This is a genomic window from Sedimentibacter sp. B4 (assembly GCF_000309315.1).
Classification (GTDB): domain Bacteria; phylum Bacillota; class Clostridia; order Tissierellales; family Sedimentibacteraceae; genus Sedimentibacter; species Sedimentibacter saalensis.
Genome location: NZ_CANG01000937.1, coordinates 99,149 through 117,944, shown reverse-complemented (window position 1 = coordinate 117,944; position 18,796 = coordinate 99,149). Strand labels below are relative to the sequence as shown.

Below are 18,796 nucleotides of genomic sequence, written 5' to 3'. Positions count from 1 at the left end.
GTGATAAAATTATCACTGCAGGCATAGCTTAGCGCATTTTAATTTATAGGGAGGACTTAAATGAAAAAAATAATGAGAAGAATCAGTGTGATTTTGTTGTGCATAGTAATGGTGCTTTCATTAGCTGCATGCGGGTCACAGGAGAGCAAGTCTGTTTACAAGGCAGGAACTTACACTGCAAGTGCAAACGGTAAAAATGGAGAAGTTAAAGTAGAAACAACATTCACAGGTGATAAAATCCAGGCGGTAAAAATACTTGAACATAAGGAAACTGCCGGAATAGCAGATGCTCCGGTAAAAAGTATTCCTGAAAAGATAGTGTCAAATCAATCTTTGGCAATTGATACTGTCAGCGGTGCCACAATTACAAGCCAGGCAATTTTAACAGCAGTGGAGGATTGTGTGAAGCAGGCAGGAGGAGATGTGGATTCATTAAAGGCAGCAACAGTGAATGCAGTTTCTGACAAAGTTGAAGAAGTATCTTATGATGTGGTAGTTGTTGGAGCAGGAGCTGCAGGAAGTTCTGCAGCACTGGCTGCAAGTGAAGGGTCAGACAGTGTGTTACTGCTTGAAAAAACAGCAAGCCCAATGGGAGCAGGAACACTGGCAGGCGGAATGTTTGCAGCTGAAAGCTCATTGCAGAAAGAAGCCGGAAAGACTGTAGACAAGAACTGGATTTTTGATGAATACATGAAGGCTTCTGCAGGATATATGAATTCTGTACTTGTTCGAACTATTATTGATGAATCCAGTGAAACAGTTGACTGGCTTATAGAAAACGGTATGCAGTTAAATCTGGTGGATGCAGGAAGCGGATTCAGTTTTGCAAATGTAGGAAGACCTTCTACTTTGCACGGATACAATGAAGGAGGTATAGCTGCCATCACAAAGCTTATAAAGCAATTTGAAGGTAACAATGGAACTGTAATGTTTTCTACTCCGGCTACTGAACTGCTTACAGATGCAAGCGGCAAGGTTACTGGAGTCATTGCCACAAAAGAAGACGGAAGCAAACTAAAGGTGAATGCAAAGGCTGTTATAATAGCAACAGGCGGTTTTGGCGGAAATCAGGAAATGCTTAAGGAACAGTTTGGAGACAAGTATACAATCGGTGAAGTGGCTTCTTGCACAGGCGATGGAATTAAAATGGCGTGGAGCGCCGGAGCAGCAGAATACGGCACTGCAACAGCCCATTATTTTTGGGAGACATTTACAGGAGAAGAATTTGGAGCTTTAATCGGTGCAGTGGGCGATGATTTCTTTTCATTGACGGATTTTACTTTTTATCCTCACTTAAGGGTTAACAAACTTGGACAAAGATATTGTGATGAAACAACAGTAACTGATTTTGCAACCCACGGAGCGCAGGTTCATATGCAGCCAAATCAAACTGAGTACTTGGTTTTGGATACAGGCATACTGGAACAGATTGCTGAAAAGGGTTACGTTTCAGTGGAAGATCACTTTGGAACATTTAAAGATAACAGAAATTTCTACATGGAGTTTAATGAGCCTAACGATACCGATGAGCTCATTGAAAAAGAAAATACGCCAAAAGATTACGCTCCTTTGCTGAAATCAGCTTCAAACACAGGTGTTGTTTTCAAGGGAAACACATTGGAAGAACTGGCACAAAACATGGGAATAGATGCAGGCACTTTTACTGAAAGTGTTGAACAATACAATACTGCAATACAGTCAGGAAAAGATGACATGTTTTATTCCGACACAAACAGGCTTGTACCTGTACAAAAAGGACCATACTATGCAGTGAAGTATGTTGCCCGTAATTTAAGCACTCTTGGTGGTGTGGCAATCAATGAAAAGATTGAAGCAGTTGACGGAAATGGTGCTGCTATTCCGGGACTTTATGTTGCAGGAGCAGATGCAGGCGGAATGTATGGAAAATCCTATGTGAATTTTGAAGGAGGAACATTAGGATTTGCATATACTTCTGGAAGATTGGCCGGTCAGAACGCAATTGATTATATGAATAAATAATTTCTTTAAATCTGATATATAAAATGATATAATGTTAACAATTTACAATTTCTATGAGTTATTTCTTCTGGAGGAATACAATGATAAACTTGCTGGGACTTATACAAATGTACAATACTTATGACCACAAAAGCATTTTTCACAGCGTGGCAACATGCCTTGTAAAAAACTACAGATTGCTGGATACCATGACATCTGCTGAAATAGCGGACTTATGTAATGTTTCGCTGTCTACGTTGAATCGATTTTTCAGGATGATGGGATATCCTATGACTGTTTCAAAGCTGCCGCTGTTGGCCAGCCAGACTAAGGACAACTACATGTTTGACGGTAATTATATTCCCATGCAATCAGCAAGGAGCACCACAGAGTCCAGCATAGATTACTATATAAACACATTGCAGGAGAGAATAACATCTTTACATGAATCAATTGATAAGGAACAAATCAAGAAATTGGTGGAAGACATAAATTCATGCAGGAAGGTTGTGTTTTTAGGCTGCCCCATACCTCAGGGAGTATGGAGGCTGCAAATGGATTTGACTTTGCGCGGAATAGATAACAGCGCATTTATGGATCCCAATTACCAGTATGAAGAGCTAAATTCCATTGAAGATAATACGATTGTTTTCTACACACAGTACTGCAGGTTAGGGGACAATGTGTACAAAAATGGGATAATATCCGGAAAGGATAAGATTAAAAAAGTGGTTCTTGTTACAAACAGTACAATCCATCCATTATCATCACTTGCTGATTACTCGTTTTTATTCGAGGGGAATGGCACGGAGCAGGATAACATTCTGATGAATATTTATATCAATATAATTGCCCTGGCATTTCGTCAGAAGTAATAACATGAAAGTCTTGTTATTAATTATAAAATAAACTAAAGCATTATAAAAGGTACAGCGGAAGCTGTACCTTTATGTTATCCGTTACATTCTTATGAAACTTACAAATCTTGTTCCCTGGAATGACAATGTTCCGCTGTCACCTTCAACCAGCATACCGAATTCGTATGATGGAACAGGGAATTCAAGCCTTTCTCCGTTGTTCAGCTCAAAGGTCACATAATAAAATGTGCTGCTTGAATGATGCATGTTGTTGTCTGCCGAATTGTGGTGGGTGGATACGTTGTATCTCTTTGTCACTACTTTTGCTTCAACAGGTATTACAGGCTGCTTGTTGTTGTGCATATTTACTGATATGTTTTTTACTATTGAAAATATGATCACTCCGAAAACTATTATGAACATTATGGGAAACAGAGTGAACATAAGCCCAAAAGGATTGTATGAATTAATGAAGTCCATATATCCTCCTTAATATATTAATACGGTTCGTTCCGCATTGTCCCAAATAACTGTCTTGTCTATTGCTTCGCTTATGAATCTCAATGGAACCATTATGCGGTTGTTAACAAGCTTTGCCGGAACGTCCAGAGCCTTTGCTGTTCCGTTTATATATGCTGTGTTGCTGTTTGCAGGTATCAATATTTTAGTGCCGTCTTTTTCTACAACTGCTGTTGACGTTGCAGTGTCCCAGCTTACCTTGCAGTTCATCACTTCAAATACTGCTCTTAAAGGAACCATTGTTCTTCCGTTCTCAATGAATGGCCATTGGCTGATTGAGCTGAAGTCAATATATTGGTTGTAGATTTTCACATTAACAGGATTTTCTGTTTTCTTGTCTGTTATGTATTCAAAGGCACTTGAACTTAATGCTGATATTGAAGTTGTTTCTTTAATTCCCTGGAATTCAAAATCTATGTTGTAGCTTCCTGAATCTTTAAATGAAAGTGTACCGTTTGATATACTTATTCCTTCCTTATCATAAGGATATATGAGAACATTGTCTGTGATGTTTATTTTTCTGTTTCCGTAAATTGCATAAACGTTGAAGTTTACCCTTGTTGCCGTGTTGTATACCTTGTCAGAAAAATCAAACGCAATTTTATCTGGTGTTTCCTTGTACTTCAGGTACAAATTAAGCACGTTGCATTCACAGGTTGAATCGCTGTTAAGCTGTCCATATCCAATTTCAGATATGAAATCGTTACGGAACAAATTAGACATTGCAGCATTGAGGCTTTCCTGGGAAAGAGTCTTGCTCACTCTTACTGAAATTTTAAGTGGATGATACTTGATTTTTCTTTCCAGTATAGTTCTTAACTCGTTTTCATCCTTGGCGGTGTTTTCAGCCATGTATATGTCGAGTCCAGTTTCCGTGAGAAGTTTGTCATAACCAAGCTCTGTGAGATAATCAAAGTATCTTTTTGTACTTTGAGGCAAAACTAAATTTTCATCTATTGTATGGTCTTTTAATATTTCGTTGTCTGTAAGCATGTAGTAACTGTATGATACTGTACCATTGTCAGGCAGTGGATCATCCCATGTAGTGTCCATGTGGAACCAGTGTTCACCAAGCTTTACCATGTTCCAGATGTGGGGTTCTCCGTGCCCTGTTCCTGATACAAGCTTAACAGGGATTCCAAGCTTTTCTATCATGTTGTATGCAAGCAGGGCATATCCGTTGCAAACGGATTTTCCTTCCATCAGCAGGTCGTAATCAGAATAATATTGAAAAGTGGAGTCATACATGCCATTTTGCACAATATAATCATGGACAGACTTAACCTTTTCATGATCATTCATGGAAGGATCTATTATTTCTGAAAGTATTATGTCTATTTTTTTGTCAGCTTCAAGTCTTTTTGATCCAGTTATAATGTAGTTGATTTCCACATTGATGTTGGCGGTTTTTGAGCGCGGGTATTCGGTTATTGTCCAGCTTGCTGACTTAATGTTTGAATTGACATATATATCTTTGTCTACAGCATCTTGAATTATTTCTTCAATGCTATCAATTGTTCCTGTATATTTGATTTCTATGTCTTGATTGTAATTTTTCATTTGCTCAAATAGAACATTTTCCAGTTTTTCATAAGTGTCAGCTTCATAAACAACACCATAAGCTTCAAGGGAAAAAGCAGCAATAAAAATCAATAAAGAGCTTACAGTTGTTTTTAAAATGGTTCTTTTCATCTAATCACCTTCCCGTTCTTCATAAAACCATTATATACTATTTTGCGGCAAATTTAAAGCATTATAAACATCATGTTGAAACATAATATAATTTATTGTATTATAAATTGACGAACATTGTACGCCGCATTTTATTAGACGTTTAATATTTAGAAAAAGTTTCAAAAAAGGAGAAAAAATGTATAAAAATATTTTAAATAATATTTTAATGATGGAAGTTCCTTCCGCCGGGATATATGAACTTATTGAAAACGGGGAAATTAACAACATAATTCCTGAACTTTCAAAACTTAAGGGCTTTGAACAGCATACTCCTTACCATGACAAGGATGTGCTTGATCACACCATGGCGGTTCTTGACAGCATAAAACCTAATTTGAAACTGAGGATGGCTGCACTTCTCCACGACATAGGTAAACCGGACTGCTTTACTGTGGATGAAAAGGGCAGAGGGCATTTTTACGGACATCACATAAAATCGGCTGAAGACAGCGAAAAAATACTTAACAGGCTTGGTTATGACCATGAATTTATAATGGATGTTAAAACTCTTATCAGATATCATTACATCAAGGAAATTGTGTCAGGAATCAAAGAAAAGGGAATAAAAAGATTCATTGATGCAGTTGGAGAACATAGGCTTGACGACATGCTGGAACTTGTAAGAGCAGACATGGCGGGAAAACCAAACTCTGAAAATATTGAAGCAGTAAATAAACTTAAAAATATGTGCAGTGAATATCTGCAAAAAAAATATGCCGAGTAACATATCAAACTATTGACAAACATTGATTTTCCACATATTGTATGGGCGGACATTGTGTCCGCCCGGTGTTTTAATATATTAATCACATAATCTTCTTATAAAACTTCCATTCCAAAATTCTAAGTACTGATTCATTTATTCTTTCTTCAGATATTTCACCGTTTGTTACTGCTTCAAGCAATGAATTGTAGCTTTTTTCATAATCTGTGACTATAAGCATGTCGTTGCCTGCAAGAACTGCTGTTGCTTCTGTTGAATTTTCAAGTGCCAGCTCCGAAACAGCTCCCATGGACAAATCATCAGTCATTATAATACCTGTGAATTCCATTTCATTCCTTAAAATATCTATGACTTTGTTTGACAGCGAAGCAGGTAATGCAGGATCAATAGCTTCAACAACGTTGTGTGAAACAAGGATGCTTTCAGCTCCTGCCTTTATGCCTTCCTCAAAGGGGATGAAGTCCCTTTCTTCGAATGTGCTGTAAGGTCTTTTGTCATAGGCAGAACCTGTATGGGTGTCTGAATTGTTGCCATATCCGGGGAAATGCTTTAATGTTGCTGAAATGTTATTCATTTTCATAATACCTACAACAGTTTTCACGTAAAGGCCTGTTTCTTCAGGGGATTTTCCGTAAGCTCTCTTGTTTATGAAATCAGCAGCATCAGTTGAAACATCGGCAACGGGTCCAAGATTAAGGTTTATTCCCAAATCAGCAAGTAAGGCTGACTTTTTAGCAGCATCTTTTTTTATTTCATCAAAACCTCCAATTTCATACAGTTCCTGAGGCGATTTGAAACGCTCATCTGCAAGCAGTGGATTGGAACTCACTCTTACAACTGTGCCACCTTCTTCGTCTACTCCTATAATCATTGGGATGTTGTTTTTTTCCTGATAGCTTCTGATATTATCAATTACTTCAGTCTTTGTCTTTCCTTCAAAGTCTCTTCCAAACAATATGAATCCTCCGGGTTTTAGTGACATGAAAGAATCAAACTGTTCTTCCTCGGGACACCTTACAAGAAACATCTGTCCGATTTTTTCTTCAAGAGTCATTTTATCCAAATATTCCTGGGCTTCATTTTTATATTCATGAAAAAGGCTTGTATCTTCTTCCTCAGGTGTTTCAACGGATTCCGAGGGCTCTGTATCTTCTATGGGCGGCAGTGCCGGGGTGTTGTTTTGATCATCTCTTGGAATTTCTCTTATGAGGGAACATCCTGAAAGAACGAATGTCCATAATAAACAAATAATAATTTTTTTCACTTTCTGTCTCCTTGGTTGTTGTCTTATTAATATTAACAAATATCAAAATATTAGACGAGCAATTTTTAATTTTGTTCAATTTGTAATTGTAATGTTAATAAATTGACTTGAATTAAAAATAATGCTATAATTACAATCATTAAAAAGCAGGTGATATTATGGAATTAGTGAATGAACCTAAGACTAAACGTGGATTGGAAACGTTAGACAAAATTAGCAAGGCTGCCGAGGAGCTATTTAGTGAAAAGGGTTATTATGATACTGGAATTACTGATATAGTAATGAAGGCAGGCATTGCTCAAGGTACGTTTTACATATATTTCAATGATAAAAAAAGCGTCTTTGTTTATTTGATTAATAAATTGGGGAAAGAATTAAAAGACAGCATAAGGTTTAACACCAAGGTCAGCAAAGACAGATATGACGAAGAATACATGGGAATAAAAACATTCCTTAACTTTGTTGGCGAGCATATAGGACTTTTTAAAATAGTTTGGCAGGCTCAGTTCGTAGATATGGAACTATTTAAGGAATATTACGAATCTTTTTCTAAAGGTTATGTCAAAGGAATTGTAAAAGCTCAGACCAAAGGGGAAATGACGGACATCGACCCTGTTATATTGTCCTACTGTCTTATAGGAATTGCAAATTTCACAGCATTGAAGTCAATTGAATTTGACGGAAAAAGCAGCAACTATGATGAAGTTGTGGAAGAAGTAATGAAGTTCATACGAAACGGCGCATTTAAAAGTAAGGAAGCATAGGATTCTGTTAAGTAAACTAAATAAAAATTTGGCAGCACATTAAGTAGTCTTAATGTGCTGATTTTTTACTTATAAAAAGTCGAAAAGAAAACGTTGACAAAATATACCAGCCATAATATAATAATTATGAAACATGACTCATGTGTCATATTAAAAATATAGGAGGTTGGAAATGGATTTATCAAGCAAGAAAACAGCTATAATTGTAATGATAACAATATTATGGCTAACAATCAATTTTTTGGGCTGGAATGATTACTATCTGGTTTCTATGTACTTGGGAGTAGTTTTAATGTTGCTTTACATGATGCTTGGAATTGCCAAGCAAGGAATATTATCTAAAAAACTGTTTTTCTACTGTTTAATTCCATGGGCAGTTATATGGATAGCAAGTTTCACACTTGCTGATTACTATGCTGCTTTGTTTGCCGGTGCAATGCCTTCTTTCACAATCTTAGGTTTTCATCCTTCTTTTGCATCAATAGTTGTGGGATATTGGATAGGCGGAATGTTAACGTTAACAATCATGTATTACAATTTAAAAGATGAATGGCTTTCCCAGAAGGACTGGGACGATTTTGTCAAGAAAATCGCAAGCATTGATGAAACAGAAAAAGGAGGAGCACAATGAGCGCAACTGCTAAAACTTTAATTATGACATTTTCTTTCCTTATGATTGCAGTATCATTTTTTATAGGATGGTGGGCTAAAAAGAAAGTTACTTCATCTGAAGCATATTTTGGAAGCACCGGAATGTTCGGACCGTTTACAGTGGGCCTTTCAAGCACTGCAGCAGTAGCAAGTGCATTTGCCCTTGTGGGAGTTCCGGGACTTATGTACTCAACAGGAAATGCCATGGCATTCTGGATGTTGTCATCGGCTGCATTTGCAATGGCATACTTGATACTTGGCAAGAAAGTAAGGGCAATGGCTGAAATAGGAAAAGTTGCAAGTCTGGGAGATCTTTCTGATTTGAGATATAACAACAACAGGGTTATTAAAATTACAATGTCACTGACTTTATTCTTAGGATGTGTAGCATATCTGGCAGCTCAAATAAAAGCAGGCTCTGAATTGTTTGGGCATTTGCTGGGATGGGACCCTCTCGTTGCAGGATTTGTAATATTTGGAGTATTGGCAGTGTATATGTCTATAAGCGGAGAAGTTGGCGGTCTATTGACACAGGCTTTTCAAGGGCTTGTTATGGTAATAGCCGGTGTAGTAATAGTAGTTTCATTTTTTAATATCACTGGGGGCTTTGGAGAAGTTTTGAAAGTTACATCCCAGGCAGGGACAGTTACAGCAAATGAAATAACAAAAGAGTTCAGTCCTGATATGCTCAATGCGTGGGGAAGCATGCCGAGGACAGTTGCTATGACATGGATGCTTATTCCTATCCTTGGAACTGTGGGACAGCCGCAGGTTATCACTCGTATGTACGCTTTAAAGGACCCAAGAGACATGCCTAAGATGGGACTTTATACAGCACTGTCTCACACAATGGTCGGATTGCTCACAATGGTTGTTTCAAGCGGTGCATTGTACCTTGTTGCAACAGGAAAAATTGATCCCCTTGTAAAAGGAGACAGAGCAATATATGCAATGGCTGATTATGCGGGAATAACAGCACAGCTGTTTGTTTATGCCGGAGTTCTTGCTGCAGCAATGTCATCTGCAAGTTTGTTCCTTTCAATTTGCTCAACTGTTGTATCACGTGATATACCAAGCGCTTTGGGTTTTAAATTTGAGCCAAAGAAACAAGTTCAGATTTCAAGAATTTCAATGCTTGTTCTCGGTATCATATCAATAGTTTTTTCTGTAACACAAGGTGAGATGGTTGGAATTCTCGGAACATTTGGATGGGGAACACTTATGTCAGCTACATTTCCTGTGTTTGTGCTGGGACTTTTGTGGAAAAGAGCAAACGAAAAAGGTGTTATGTGTGGAAGTATAACAGGTCTTGCTTTAAACATAGCTTCTTTTGCAGGCTTCAAGTGGCCTGGAGTTTTGCCGTGGTACTTTAATGTAATAACCATAAGCATTGCAGTCACAGTTGCAGTGTCGCTTATTACAAAGGAACAGGGCTTGAGCAGAAAGCTGCAGGCAGTTATAGATTTATAAAATGGATGGGAGGTGAGTTATTCACCTCCTTGCAAAAAAATTATGGAGGTATGTGATGATAAATAATGGATGGATAGGAAACTACTCGTATTTCAGGGCAAGAATCAACGGCAGCAGCGAAGCTGTTTACGACCTGGATAACAATGTTCATTATACCTATAAGGATTTGGAAGACAGAGCCAACAGGCTGGCAAACTACATGAAAGACAAACTTGGTATTGTAAAGGGAGATAGAGTTGCTTTCATATCCAGAAACAGAATTGAACTTATAGACGCATATTATGCAACCGGTAAACTTGGGGCAGTATTGATTCCTTACAATGCCAGATTGTCAGCAGCTGAATTTGAAAAACTTTTAAACAGTGAAAGTCCAAAAATATTGTTTTACGAAGAAATTTTTAAAAACACCGTTGAGGAATTTAAGGAAAAAACAAGCATTGAAAAATATGTTGTGCTGAAGGATACACCTGATAAAAGTGAAGAATTAGATTATATGAAAATTATGAGCTATGAAAACAACAGTATGGTTTTTTGCAGTGATCTTGTCCTTGATGACATTCATCTGATTATACATACAGGAGGAACAACAGGACTTCCAAAGGGTGGCATGATTTCTCATCATTCATTGATTTTCAACGCTATGAATGAAATATGCACATGGGGGCTGAACTATGAAGACAGTGCTTTCATAATACTTCCTCTTTATCATACTGGAGGATGGAATCTTCTTACTCTTCCTCTGCTGCACTGCGGCGGAAGAATTATAATCAATAAACAGTTTGATCCCAGACTCACTCTTGAAGTCATAGAAAAAGAAAAGACTACGCTTCTTTTTGGAGCCGCCACAATATTTAGAATGATGTCGGATTTGCCGGAGTTTGAAAATGCTGATCTATCAAGTCTCAAATGGGTTATGGCAGGTGCTGCACCCACTCCTATCAACATCATGGAAAGGTTCTGGAAACAAAAAAATTAAATTTGTTCTTGGCTATGGAATGACTGAAGCAGGTCCAAATAATCTTTCAAGCACACCGCAGTTTATGGCGGATGAGACTATTAAGTCAAAGTATGCATCCGTAGGCAAGCCAATGTATATGACAATAACAAAGGTTGTTGATGATAGTGGCAATGAAGTTGGAGCAAATGAAGTTGGTGAACTGTTGTGGAGCGGACCTCAAATATTCTCAGGGTATTGGAACAACGAAAAAGAAACAAAAAAGACTCTTGATGGAGGGTGGGTATATACCGGAGATATGGCCACGGTCGATGAAGACGGTTACTACTACATTGTTGGCAGAAAGAAAAACATGTTCATAAGCGGCGGAGAAAATGTGTTTCCACCTGAAATAGAAAGCGCAATATATGAAATACCTCAAGTACAGGAAGTATGCGTATTCGGTGTTCCCGATGAAAAGTGGGGAGAAGTAGGGAAGGCTGTTGTATCACTGAAGGCAAATGCTTCAATAACTAAAGGTGAAATACAAAGTGTTTTAAGAAACAAACTTGCTGGCTATAAAATACCAAAGTACATTAAGTTTGTTGATGATATTCCTAAAAACAATGTGGGCAAGATTGTAGTATCAAAAATAACGGAGCTGTACGGAAAGTGCGACGATTAGGAGGTTGACATGGACATCGTAGGCATAAAGAATATAGGAATCTATGTGCCGCCTAAAATAAAAGACAGTGCAAAGATAGCAGAACTTTCCGGAATACCTGAAGATGTTATCCGAGAAAAATTCGGAATAGTTCATGTTCATGAAGCGAGTCAGGATGAAACAGTGTCCTTCATGGGAATTGAAGCAGCTAAAAGAGCAATTGAAGGTTTTGATCCAAAAAAGCTTGACTTGGTTGTATACTGCGGAAGTGAGTATAAAGATTACTACCTGTTTAACTGTGCAGCTAAAATTCAGCATGAAATAGGAGCAGTCAATGCCAATGCATTTGAAATTCATTCGTTGTGCTCAGCAGGTGTTTATTCTCTGAAAATATTAAAGAGCATAATGCTTTGTGATGACAGTATAAATCATGTGCTTCTTGTATCTTCTTCAAAGGAAACTCAGATTATAAATTATAAAAATCATAATTCAAGATTCATGTTCAATTTTGGTGATGGTGCTGCTGCAGTTCTCTTGGAAAAGGGTCTTGATAAAAATGTAATTCTGGAGACACACATGATAAGTGATGGTCAATTTGCAGAGGATGTGGCTGTATTCGGAGTAGGCTGCAGGAATTTTAAAACAAATGCAGACATAAAATGCAATGACAAGTTTTTAAATGTTCCTGACATTCAATCCATGAAAAAAAGGCTTGATCCTATAACACTTGACAATTTTAACAGCGTAATAGCAAAGTCTATTAAAAAGAGCGGATATACGGACAAAGACATAGGTTTCGTTGCTCCAATATTCATGAAGAGGTCAATACTTGAAAAAATACTGGAGAAATATAATCTCACTGAAGATAATTCTTTTGTGCTTGAAGAATATGGGCACTGTCAGTCTGCAGATGCATTTATATCTTTAACGGAAGGTGAAAAAAAAGGAAGGCTTAAAAAAGGAAAAATTGCGGTTCTGCTTGGAGCAGGAACGGGTTATACATGGGCAGCTACGGCTGTGAGATGGGGGTAGCATATGAAAATATTAGGAATTTGTTCAAGTCCAAGGATGGAAGGAAACACTTTCTATTACTTGAAGACAGCATTGTCTGAAGCTGAAAAACTAGGAGCGGAAACTGAGCTTATACAGCTTTCAGGGAAAAAAATATCCGGATGCAGAGCATGTTACGAATGCGTTAATGCTAAAAAATGCACTCAGGAGGATGATTTTCAGGAAATTTTTGAAAAGATAACTAGAGCAGACGGCTTGCTGCTTGCTTCTCCTGTATATCATTCATGCATTACTCCTGAAATGAAATGCGTTCTTGACAGAGCAGGATTTTCCGGGCGATGGGCTAAAAATGAAATGAAGGAAACAAAATCAAGCTACGATTGGAAAGGTTCAGCTCTATCGGGCAAGATAGTGGCTCCTGTTACAGTTGCCAGGAGAGCAGGGCAGAACTTTGCATTTGCTGAAATTTTGCTTTGGGCAGCTGCAAATGACTGCATCATTGTGGGCAATACTTACTGGAATGTGGGTGTTGCAGGCAAGGGTGGCGCTTATAATGCCAAGGAAGACCAGGAAGGGATCGGAATAATGACGAGACTTGCGGGAAATATGGTAGATGTTATTAAAAAATTAAATTCAGAGGTAAATTATGAACAGGCTTAAGGATAAGGTTGCAGTTGTCACCGGTGGTGCCAGAGGCATAGGAAGGTGCATTTGCGAACTATTTGCAGATGAAGGAGCTAATGTGATTGCTCTTGATATTTCAGATATTTTTTATGAAAAAGACGGAGTTGAAGGATATAAGGCTGACTTGTGCTCTGCAAGCGAAATTGAAATATTTGTTGATTATGTTATGAAAAAGTATAGTAAAATAGATGTGCTTGTTAATAATGCCGGAATTACCAAGGATGCATTGATTGAAAAAATGACTGAAGATATGTGGGATGCTGTCATGAATGTAAACTTAAAGTCAGTGTTCAACCTTACAAAACATGTCTTGCCATCAATGAAGGAAAACAGAAGCGGATCAATTATTAACATATCTTCTGTTGTAGGAGAATACGGAAATGTAGGTCAGTCAAACTATGCTGCTTCAAAAGCAGGAATAATAGGTCTTACAAAGACATGGGCAAAGGAATTTTCAAGAAAAGGAGAAGATATCAGGGTAAATGCAGTGGCTCCAGGATATGCCAATACGGAAATGATGGCTACAGTTCCTGAAAAGGTTTTGGAATCCATACGAGAAAAGACTATGCTTAAAAGGCTTGGAGAGCCTGTTGAAATTGCCAATGCCGTATTGTTTCTTGCGTGCAGCGAATCTTCATATATTACCGGACAAGTGATTTCTGTAAACGGAGGCTTGAGGCTTTAAATTTAAGAGATAAAAAAAGGAGGACCTATGCCGATCCTCCGATTTTTTTATTGAGCTGTTTCTTCAGTTGTTGGCATTTCAGGAGCGTTCAAAGCTTCTTCTGGGATTTCAAAGTCTGTTGCCTTGTTTACATTTGAAATTTCCATAACCATTGTTACCTTCATGCTGTTAAGCATTGCCTTGTCAGATTCTGACATGTCGCCGAGCATGTCTGTCATTCCTGACATCATACCTGATATCATCTGGCTTAAGTCCATTTCGTATTTAACAATTTCTTTTGTTGCTTCATCAACGTATACTACGAAAGTAAGGTCTCCCATGTTTCCGGATACAAGTTCATCAAGCATCTTTGCAGTCATTTCTTCTTGTTCGCTCATTGAAGCTGAAAGTCCTTCAACATATCCGCCAAGCAAATCCTTGTATATTTCTGTTGACATTGAGTACTGCATTCTTAAAAGTGTTCTTCCTGCATCATCAGTATATTTGCCGAAGTATTTTACATCTTTGATGTATTTCTTCATGAGTTCCTTGTTTGCTTCGATTTTATCATGGTCATATTTCATGAGCATTGCAAACATTTCATCTTCAACTGTTGACTTCATCCATGTCAAGGCACCTTGGCTGTCAGGCATTCCCATGTAAGTTGTGTAGCCTTTGTCATCAGCTGACAAGTACATTTGCATAACTGGTTGTGACATTTGTTGTCCCATTACGTCCATAACCATGTCTGCAGTGATTTTTGCTTTCATTGGGTTTGTGAAGATTGTCATGAGCATGTTCATTTTCATGTGCATTGCCTGAACACTTCCTGCATCATCAGGAACGTTCATTGACATGTGCATTTCTGCAGTTGCATCATAGTTTTTCCAGTCATATGACTTGTTGTTTGCTTCTGTAAATATAGCAGCAGCATCTACTGGTGTTGTTGTTATAACCACTGTGTTAAGAGCCTGATCCCATTCAACTGAGGATCCGAATGCTTCAATGACTGCTCTTATTGGAAGATATGTTCTTCCGTTTACTATTTTTGCGGCTGTGTCTGTAGCAATTTTTTCGCCGTTTTTCATTATGTAGTTTTGTTCCACAGGAACCTCGACTTTAATGTCGCCTTTTACAGCAACAGCACTGCGGCTTTCATTGTTCCACTCAACAGTTGCACCGAATTTCTCAAGAGCAGCTCTAAACGGAACCAGTGTTCTGCTGTTTTCGTCAACAAACGGAAATCCCAAACTATCATTAAATTCAACTTTTGTTGAATCAATGCTTATTATAATTTCATTTGTTGTGTCAGCAAATGCGGTTACTGACGTAAAAATTAAAACTAATACTAGACTTAAAACAAAAACGATTTTTTTCATTATATTCCCTCCATATATTTGAATATTCGTCCTTTTACATGATATATTAATATCAATGCAAAATCAATACTTTAATATAATTATTTGATTAATTTGTAAACTATTACAAAAATTAGGGTTTTTTATTTTTAGTATTGAAACAATAAGAACATATGATTAAATACTGCAAATTCAGGTATAATTGTATACATAAGGAGGAAATGGTATGGAAATTGATTTTAACAAATCAGTACATGATTTGTGCAAAGAATATCCTGATGTTAAAAACATACTGGCGGAACTTGGATTTTCAGATATAACGAAGCCTGGTATGCTTGAAACTGCAGGAAGGTTCATGACAATAAAAAAGGGTTCTATAACCAAAGGAATAGAAATTGAAAAAATAAAGCAGGAATTTATAAAAAGAGGATATGAAATAAAACAATAAATAAAGGAGAGATTATGAGCGAACAAATCAATAATAGGGAGTACAGAAAAGAGGTAATCAAGCAGGTTATTCAAGAGCTCCATGAGGGGAAAAGCGTCGAAGATGTGAAGCAAAAATTTGAGAAGGCATTTGCAGGAGTGTCTGCAACTGAAATTTCTGAAGCAGAGCAGGCATTAATAACAGAAGGTCTTCCTGTTTCAGAGGTTCAGAGGCTTTGTGATGTCCATTCAGCAGTATTCAAGGGTTCCATAGAAGAAATTCACAGAGAAACAGACCCGGTTAAAATTCCCGGACATCCTGCCAATGTATTGATGCTTGAAAACAGGGAAATAGAAAAAATTATTGAAAACCAGGTAGTAAAAAATCTTGAAAGCAAGAGTCCGGATGCAATTCATAATTTGAACAGAGGGTTTGAGGAATTATCAAAAATAAACATACACTATTCAAAGAAGGAAAATCTTTTGTTCCCTTACATGGAGAAGTATGGAATCACTGCTCCTCCAAAGGTTATGTGGGGCGTGGATGATGAAATAAAAGAAGAACTTAAAATGATACAATCTGATTTGTCATACGGAGTTCTCAATGAAGATTTGAAAAAGGGAATCAATGATTTGATGACCAGAATTAAAGAAATGATTTTCAAGGAAGAAAATATAATGATTCCAATGCTTCTGGATACAATGACTGAAGACGAGTGGAAAAAGGCAGCAGATGACAGCAGCGAAATAGGACACATGATTGATTTTGTTCCTGTATGGAAGCCTGAAATAAAGTACAAGGAAGAAATTAAGGAAGAGGCCCAGGAACCCGGAGCAATTACTTTCCCAACGGGAGTTTTAAAAGCCGATGAACTTCAGTACATACTTAACACTCTTCCTCTTGACATAACATTTGTAGGAAATGATGACACAGTAAAATATTTTTCTCAGGGAAAAGAAAGAATTTTCCCAAGAACAAAGACCATAATAGGGAGGAATGTTTCAAACTGCCATCCACCGGCAAGTGTACATATAGTTGAAGGAATTGTGGAAGATTTGAAAGCAGGAAAGAAAGACCATGAGGATTTCTGGATTAAAATGGGAGAAAGATTTGTTTATATACGATATTTTGCCGTTAGAAACAATGCCGGAGAATTCCTTGGAGTTCTTGAAGTAACGCAGGATATCAAGCCAATACAGGATTTAACCGGAGAAAAAAGACTGGTTTCAGAGTAACGATAGAAAATGAACTGTTTTGAGTTTGTCAGATTTATTGACAGATCTAATTTTACACAAACCGTAGGGGCGGATCTTGTATCCGCCCGTGTTATTAAGCCAATAATTTGTTATCTTCGGGAGGACACGAGGTCCTCCCCTACACATTGAAATAACATTGTCATCAATCTAAGGAACTCTTATGAGTTTCTTTTTTTGTCTATTGAATATCATTGAATATTTAATTCCAGGAGTATATAATAATATTAATTATTATTTATATTTTGAAATTTCATAAATAAATTCTAAGGGGAGAATATGGATAGGAAATATGTTCTTGCATTGGATCAGGGCACTACAAGCTCAAGAGCAATTCTTTTTGACAGAAACGGAAACATTGTTAAAATTTCTCAAAAGGAATTCAGGCAGATTTACCCAAACCCCGGATGGATTGAGCACAATCCTTTGGAAATATGGGAAACTCAGCTTAATGCTGCCAGAGAAGTTTTAAATGGCATAAATAAAGAAGAAGTAGCGTGCATAGGAATTACAAACCAAAGAGAAACAACAGTGCTGTGGGACAAAAATACAGGACAGCCAGTTTACAACGCCATAGTATGGCAGAGCAGGCAGACGTCGGAAATTTGCGATCAGCTTAAGAAATCAGGCATGGAGCCATACATAAAGGAAAATACAGGACTTGTTGTGGATGCATATTTTTCAGGAACAAAAATAAAGTGGATATTGGACAATGTGCCGGGTGTCAGGGAAAGAGCTGAAAAAGGGGAAATACTTTTTGGAACCATTGACACGTGGCTTGTGTGGAAACTAACAGGGGGCAAGGCTCACATAACTGATTATTCAAATGCATCCAGGACTATGATTTACAACATAAGAGAACTTAAATGGGATGAAAAAATATTAAATGAGCTTAACATTCCGGCAAATGTACTGCCGGAAGTAAGGCAGTCGTCAGAAATTTATGAAAACACTGTGAAGGATATTTTTGGTGTTGAAATTCCCATATCAGGCATAGCCGGGGATCAGCAGTCTGCTCTTTTCGGACAGCTCTGCTTCCAGGAAGGAATGATGAAAAACACCTATGGAACCGGATGCTTCATGCTCATGAACACAGGCGAAAAAATAGTGAAGTCAAACAAAGGCCTCATAACAACCATTGCATGGGGTGTTGACAACAAGGTGGAATATGCTCTTGAAGGTTCCATATTTGTGGCAGGAGCTGCAATCCAGTGGCTCAGAGATGAACTTAAAATAATCCACGATGCCGCAGATTCAGAATATTTTGCAAGAAAAGTGGATGACAGCAACGGAGTGTATGTTGTTCCTGCATTTACTGGGCTGGGAGCTCCTCACTGGGACATGTATGCCAGAGGTGCAATAGTGGGACTCACCAGAGGAACAAACCGTAATCACATTATAAGGGCAACTCTTGAATCAATTGCATATCAGACAAAGGACGTAATCGAAGCAATGATTGAAGACTCAGGCATCAATCTCACAGCCCTCAAGGTTGACGGGGGAGCTACTGCCAACAATTTTCTCATGCAGTTTCAATCAGACATTTTGGATGTAAACATAGAACGACCTGAAGTCACAGAAACAACAGCTTTAGGTGCTGCATATCTCGCAGGACTTGCAGTGGGATTCTGGAAATCTAAGGGCGAAATTTCACAGTACTGGAGCATCAACAGAAAGTTCAAGCCTGAAATGGATGAAGAAAAAAGAAATGTACTGTACGAAGGATGGAAAAAGGCAGTCGGAAGGTCTAAAGACTGGGTATGACCGTAAAAAATTAAGAGTTAAGAGTTAAGAATGAAGAATTATTTCTCATATTTTATGTATTGATTGTATGACAC

The 18,796-nt window shown here is 37.8% G+C and carries 18 protein-coding genes; 14 read left to right on the top strand and 4 right to left on the bottom strand.

Annotated features, from left to right (window positions below; translation table 11 throughout):
* Positions 1-60 precede the first annotated feature (60 nt).
* Both BN358_RS17305 and BN358_RS17300 read left to right on the top strand, forming a co-directional pair.
* Complete coding sequence (locus BN358_RS17305; protein ID WP_019229794.1) at positions 61-2,001, top strand: FAD-dependent oxidoreductase; 1,941 nt, start codon at positions 61-63, stop codon at positions 1,999-2,001.
* A gap of 80 nt (positions 2,002-2,081) precedes the next feature.
* Complete coding sequence (locus BN358_RS17300) at positions 2,082-2,855, top strand: MurR/RpiR family transcriptional regulator (protein ID WP_019229793.1); 774 nt, start codon at positions 2,082-2,084, stop codon at positions 2,853-2,855.
* An 84-nt stretch (positions 2,856-2,939) separates the two neighbouring features.
* On the opposite strand, the gene BN358_RS17295 is transcribed toward BN358_RS17300, so the two are convergent.
* Together BN358_RS17295 and BN358_RS22550 are read right to left on the bottom strand one after the other, a co-directional pair.
* A complete protein-coding gene (locus tag BN358_RS17295; protein ID WP_019229792.1) occupies positions 2,940-3,317 on the bottom strand; it encodes a DUF2500 domain-containing protein in 378 nt (125 codons plus the stop codon).
* A 9-nt stretch (positions 3,318-3,326) separates the two neighbouring features.
* Positions 3,327-5,048 carry a stalk domain-containing protein gene (locus tag BN358_RS22550; protein WP_019229791.1) on the bottom strand — a complete coding sequence of 574 codons (1,722 nt, stop codon included), beginning with the start codon at positions 5,046-5,048 and terminating at the stop codon, positions 3,327-3,329.
* A 178-nt stretch (positions 5,049-5,226) separates the two neighbouring features.
* Here BN358_RS22550 and BN358_RS17285 point away from each other — a divergent pair, with 178 nt between their 5' ends.
* Entirely contained in the window at positions 5,227-5,814 is a 588-nt protein-coding gene (locus tag BN358_RS17285) for an HD domain-containing protein (RefSeq protein WP_019229790.1), read from the top strand.
* 82 nt (positions 5,815-5,896) lie between these two features.
* On the opposite strand, the gene BN358_RS17280 is transcribed toward BN358_RS17285, so the two are convergent.
* Positions 5,897-7,078, bottom strand: coding sequence for a glycoside hydrolase family 3 protein (locus BN358_RS17280; protein ID WP_019229789.1), 1,182 nt, complete (start codon positions 7,076-7,078; stop codon positions 5,897-5,899).
* A 158-nt stretch (positions 7,079-7,236) separates the two neighbouring features.
* Here BN358_RS17280 and BN358_RS17275 point away from each other — a divergent pair, with 158 nt between their 5' ends.
* From BN358_RS17275 to BN358_RS17245, 8 genes are all read left to right on the top strand, one after another.
* Positions 7,237-7,842: a TetR/AcrR family transcriptional regulator gene (locus BN358_RS17275; protein ID WP_019229788.1), complete on the top strand. Its 606-nt coding sequence runs from the start codon at positions 7,237-7,239 to the stop codon at positions 7,840-7,842.
* 172 nt (positions 7,843-8,014) lie between these two features.
* The gene (locus tag BN358_RS17270; RefSeq protein ID WP_019229787.1) at positions 8,015-8,473 is read left to right on the top strand and encodes a hypothetical protein; all 459 of its coding nucleotides are present in this window, start codon (positions 8,015-8,017) and stop codon (positions 8,471-8,473) included.
* On the top strand, positions 8,470-9,963 hold the full coding sequence (locus tag BN358_RS17265; protein ID WP_019229786.1) for a hypothetical protein: 1,494 nt from the start codon (positions 8,470-8,472) through the stop codon (positions 9,961-9,963). The genes BN358_RS17270 and BN358_RS17265 overlap by 4 nt, the downstream gene beginning before the upstream one ends.
* Before the next feature lie 55 nt (positions 9,964-10,018).
* A complete protein-coding gene (locus tag BN358_RS22545) occupies positions 10,019-10,939 on the top strand; it encodes an AMP-binding protein (RefSeq protein ID WP_019229785.1) in 921 nt (306 codons plus the stop codon).
* Complete coding sequence (locus BN358_RS22540; RefSeq protein WP_198018514.1) at positions 10,884-11,582, top strand: class I adenylate-forming enzyme family protein; 699 nt, start codon at positions 10,884-10,886, stop codon at positions 11,580-11,582. Before BN358_RS22545 ends, BN358_RS22540 begins: the two co-directional genes overlap by 56 nt.
* A gap of 9 nt (positions 11,583-11,591) precedes the next feature.
* Complete coding sequence (locus tag BN358_RS17255) at positions 11,592-12,593, top strand: 3-oxoacyl-ACP synthase (RefSeq protein WP_019229783.1); 1,002 nt, start codon at positions 11,592-11,594, stop codon at positions 12,591-12,593.
* Positions 12,594-12,596: 3 nt separating this feature from the next.
* On the top strand, positions 12,597-13,232 hold the full coding sequence (locus BN358_RS17250; protein WP_019229782.1) for a flavodoxin family protein: 636 nt from the start codon (positions 12,597-12,599) through the stop codon (positions 13,230-13,232).
* A complete protein-coding gene (locus BN358_RS17245) occupies positions 13,219-13,941 on the top strand; it encodes a beta-ketoacyl-ACP reductase (RefSeq protein ID WP_019229781.1) in 723 nt (240 codons plus the stop codon). The genes BN358_RS17250 and BN358_RS17245 overlap by 14 nt, the downstream gene beginning before the upstream one ends.
* A 47-nt stretch (positions 13,942-13,988) precedes the next feature.
* On the opposite strand, the gene BN358_RS17240 is transcribed toward BN358_RS17245, so the two are convergent.
* Positions 13,989-15,299: a copper amine oxidase N-terminal domain-containing protein gene (locus tag BN358_RS17240; protein WP_019229780.1), complete on the bottom strand. Its 1,311-nt coding sequence runs from the start codon at positions 15,297-15,299 to the stop codon at positions 13,989-13,991.
* A 205-nt stretch (positions 15,300-15,504) separates the two neighbouring features.
* Between BN358_RS17240 and BN358_RS17235 the strand changes: the two genes are divergently transcribed.
* The 3 genes from BN358_RS17235 (at position 15,505) to glpK (ending at position 18,722) form a co-directional block, all read left to right on the top strand.
* Positions 15,505-15,726 (top strand): DUF1858 domain-containing protein, encoded by a 222-nt coding sequence (locus BN358_RS17235; protein ID WP_019229779.1) that lies wholly within the window; start codon positions 15,505-15,507, stop codon positions 15,724-15,726.
* Positions 15,727-15,740: 14 nt separating this feature from the next.
* A complete protein-coding gene (locus BN358_RS17230) occupies positions 15,741-16,940 on the top strand; it encodes a DUF438 domain-containing protein (RefSeq protein ID WP_019229778.1) in 1,200 nt (399 codons plus the stop codon).
* A gap of 297 nt (positions 16,941-17,237) precedes the next feature.
* Positions 17,238-18,722, top strand: coding sequence for a glycerol kinase GlpK (glpK, locus tag BN358_RS17225; RefSeq protein WP_019229777.1), 1,485 nt, complete (start codon positions 17,238-17,240; stop codon positions 18,720-18,722).
* Positions 18,723-18,796 lie beyond the last annotated feature (74 nt).

Bases quoted from the DNA above. Each gene is read 5' to 3' on its own strand.
- BN358_RS17305 (WP_019229794.1), top strand. From the start codon at position 61: ATGAAAAAAATAATGAGAAGAATCAGTGTGATTTTGTTGTGCATAGTA.
- BN358_RS17300 (WP_019229793.1), top strand. From the start codon at position 2,082: ATGATAAACTTGCTGGGACTTATACAAATGTACAATACTTATGACCAC.
- BN358_RS17295 (WP_019229792.1), bottom strand. From the start codon at position 3,317: ATGGACTTCATTAATTCATACAATCCTTTTGGGCTTATGTTCACTCTG.
- BN358_RS22550 (WP_019229791.1), bottom strand. From the start codon at position 5,048: ATGAAAAGAACCATTTTAAAAACAACTGTAAGCTCTTTATTGATTTTT.
- BN358_RS17285 (WP_019229790.1), top strand. From the start codon at position 5,227: ATGTATAAAAATATTTTAAATAATATTTTAATGATGGAAGTTCCTTCC.
- BN358_RS17275 (WP_019229788.1), top strand. From the start codon at position 7,237: ATGGAATTAGTGAATGAACCTAAGACTAAACGTGGATTGGAAACGTTA.
- BN358_RS17270 (WP_019229787.1), top strand. From the start codon at position 8,015: ATGGATTTATCAAGCAAGAAAACAGCTATAATTGTAATGATAACAATA.
- BN358_RS17265 (WP_019229786.1), top strand. From the start codon at position 8,470: ATGAGCGCAACTGCTAAAACTTTAATTATGACATTTTCTTTCCTTATG.
- BN358_RS22545 (WP_019229785.1), top strand. From the start codon at position 10,019: ATGATAAATAATGGATGGATAGGAAACTACTCGTATTTCAGGGCAAGA.
- BN358_RS17255 (WP_019229783.1), top strand. From the start codon at position 11,592: ATGGACATCGTAGGCATAAAGAATATAGGAATCTATGTGCCGCCTAAA.
- BN358_RS17250 (WP_019229782.1), top strand. From the start codon at position 12,597: ATGAAAATATTAGGAATTTGTTCAAGTCCAAGGATGGAAGGAAACACT.
- BN358_RS17245 (WP_019229781.1), top strand. From the start codon at position 13,219: ATGAACAGGCTTAAGGATAAGGTTGCAGTTGTCACCGGTGGTGCCAGA.
- BN358_RS17240 (WP_019229780.1), bottom strand. From the start codon at position 15,299: ATGAAAAAAATCGTTTTTGTTTTAAGTCTAGTATTAGTTTTAATTTTT.
- BN358_RS17235 (WP_019229779.1), top strand. From the start codon at position 15,505: ATGGAAATTGATTTTAACAAATCAGTACATGATTTGTGCAAAGAATAT.
- BN358_RS17230 (WP_019229778.1), top strand. From the start codon at position 15,741: ATGAGCGAACAAATCAATAATAGGGAGTACAGAAAAGAGGTAATCAAG.
- glpK (WP_019229777.1), top strand. From the start codon at position 17,238: ATGGATAGGAAATATGTTCTTGCATTGGATCAGGGCACTACAAGCTCA.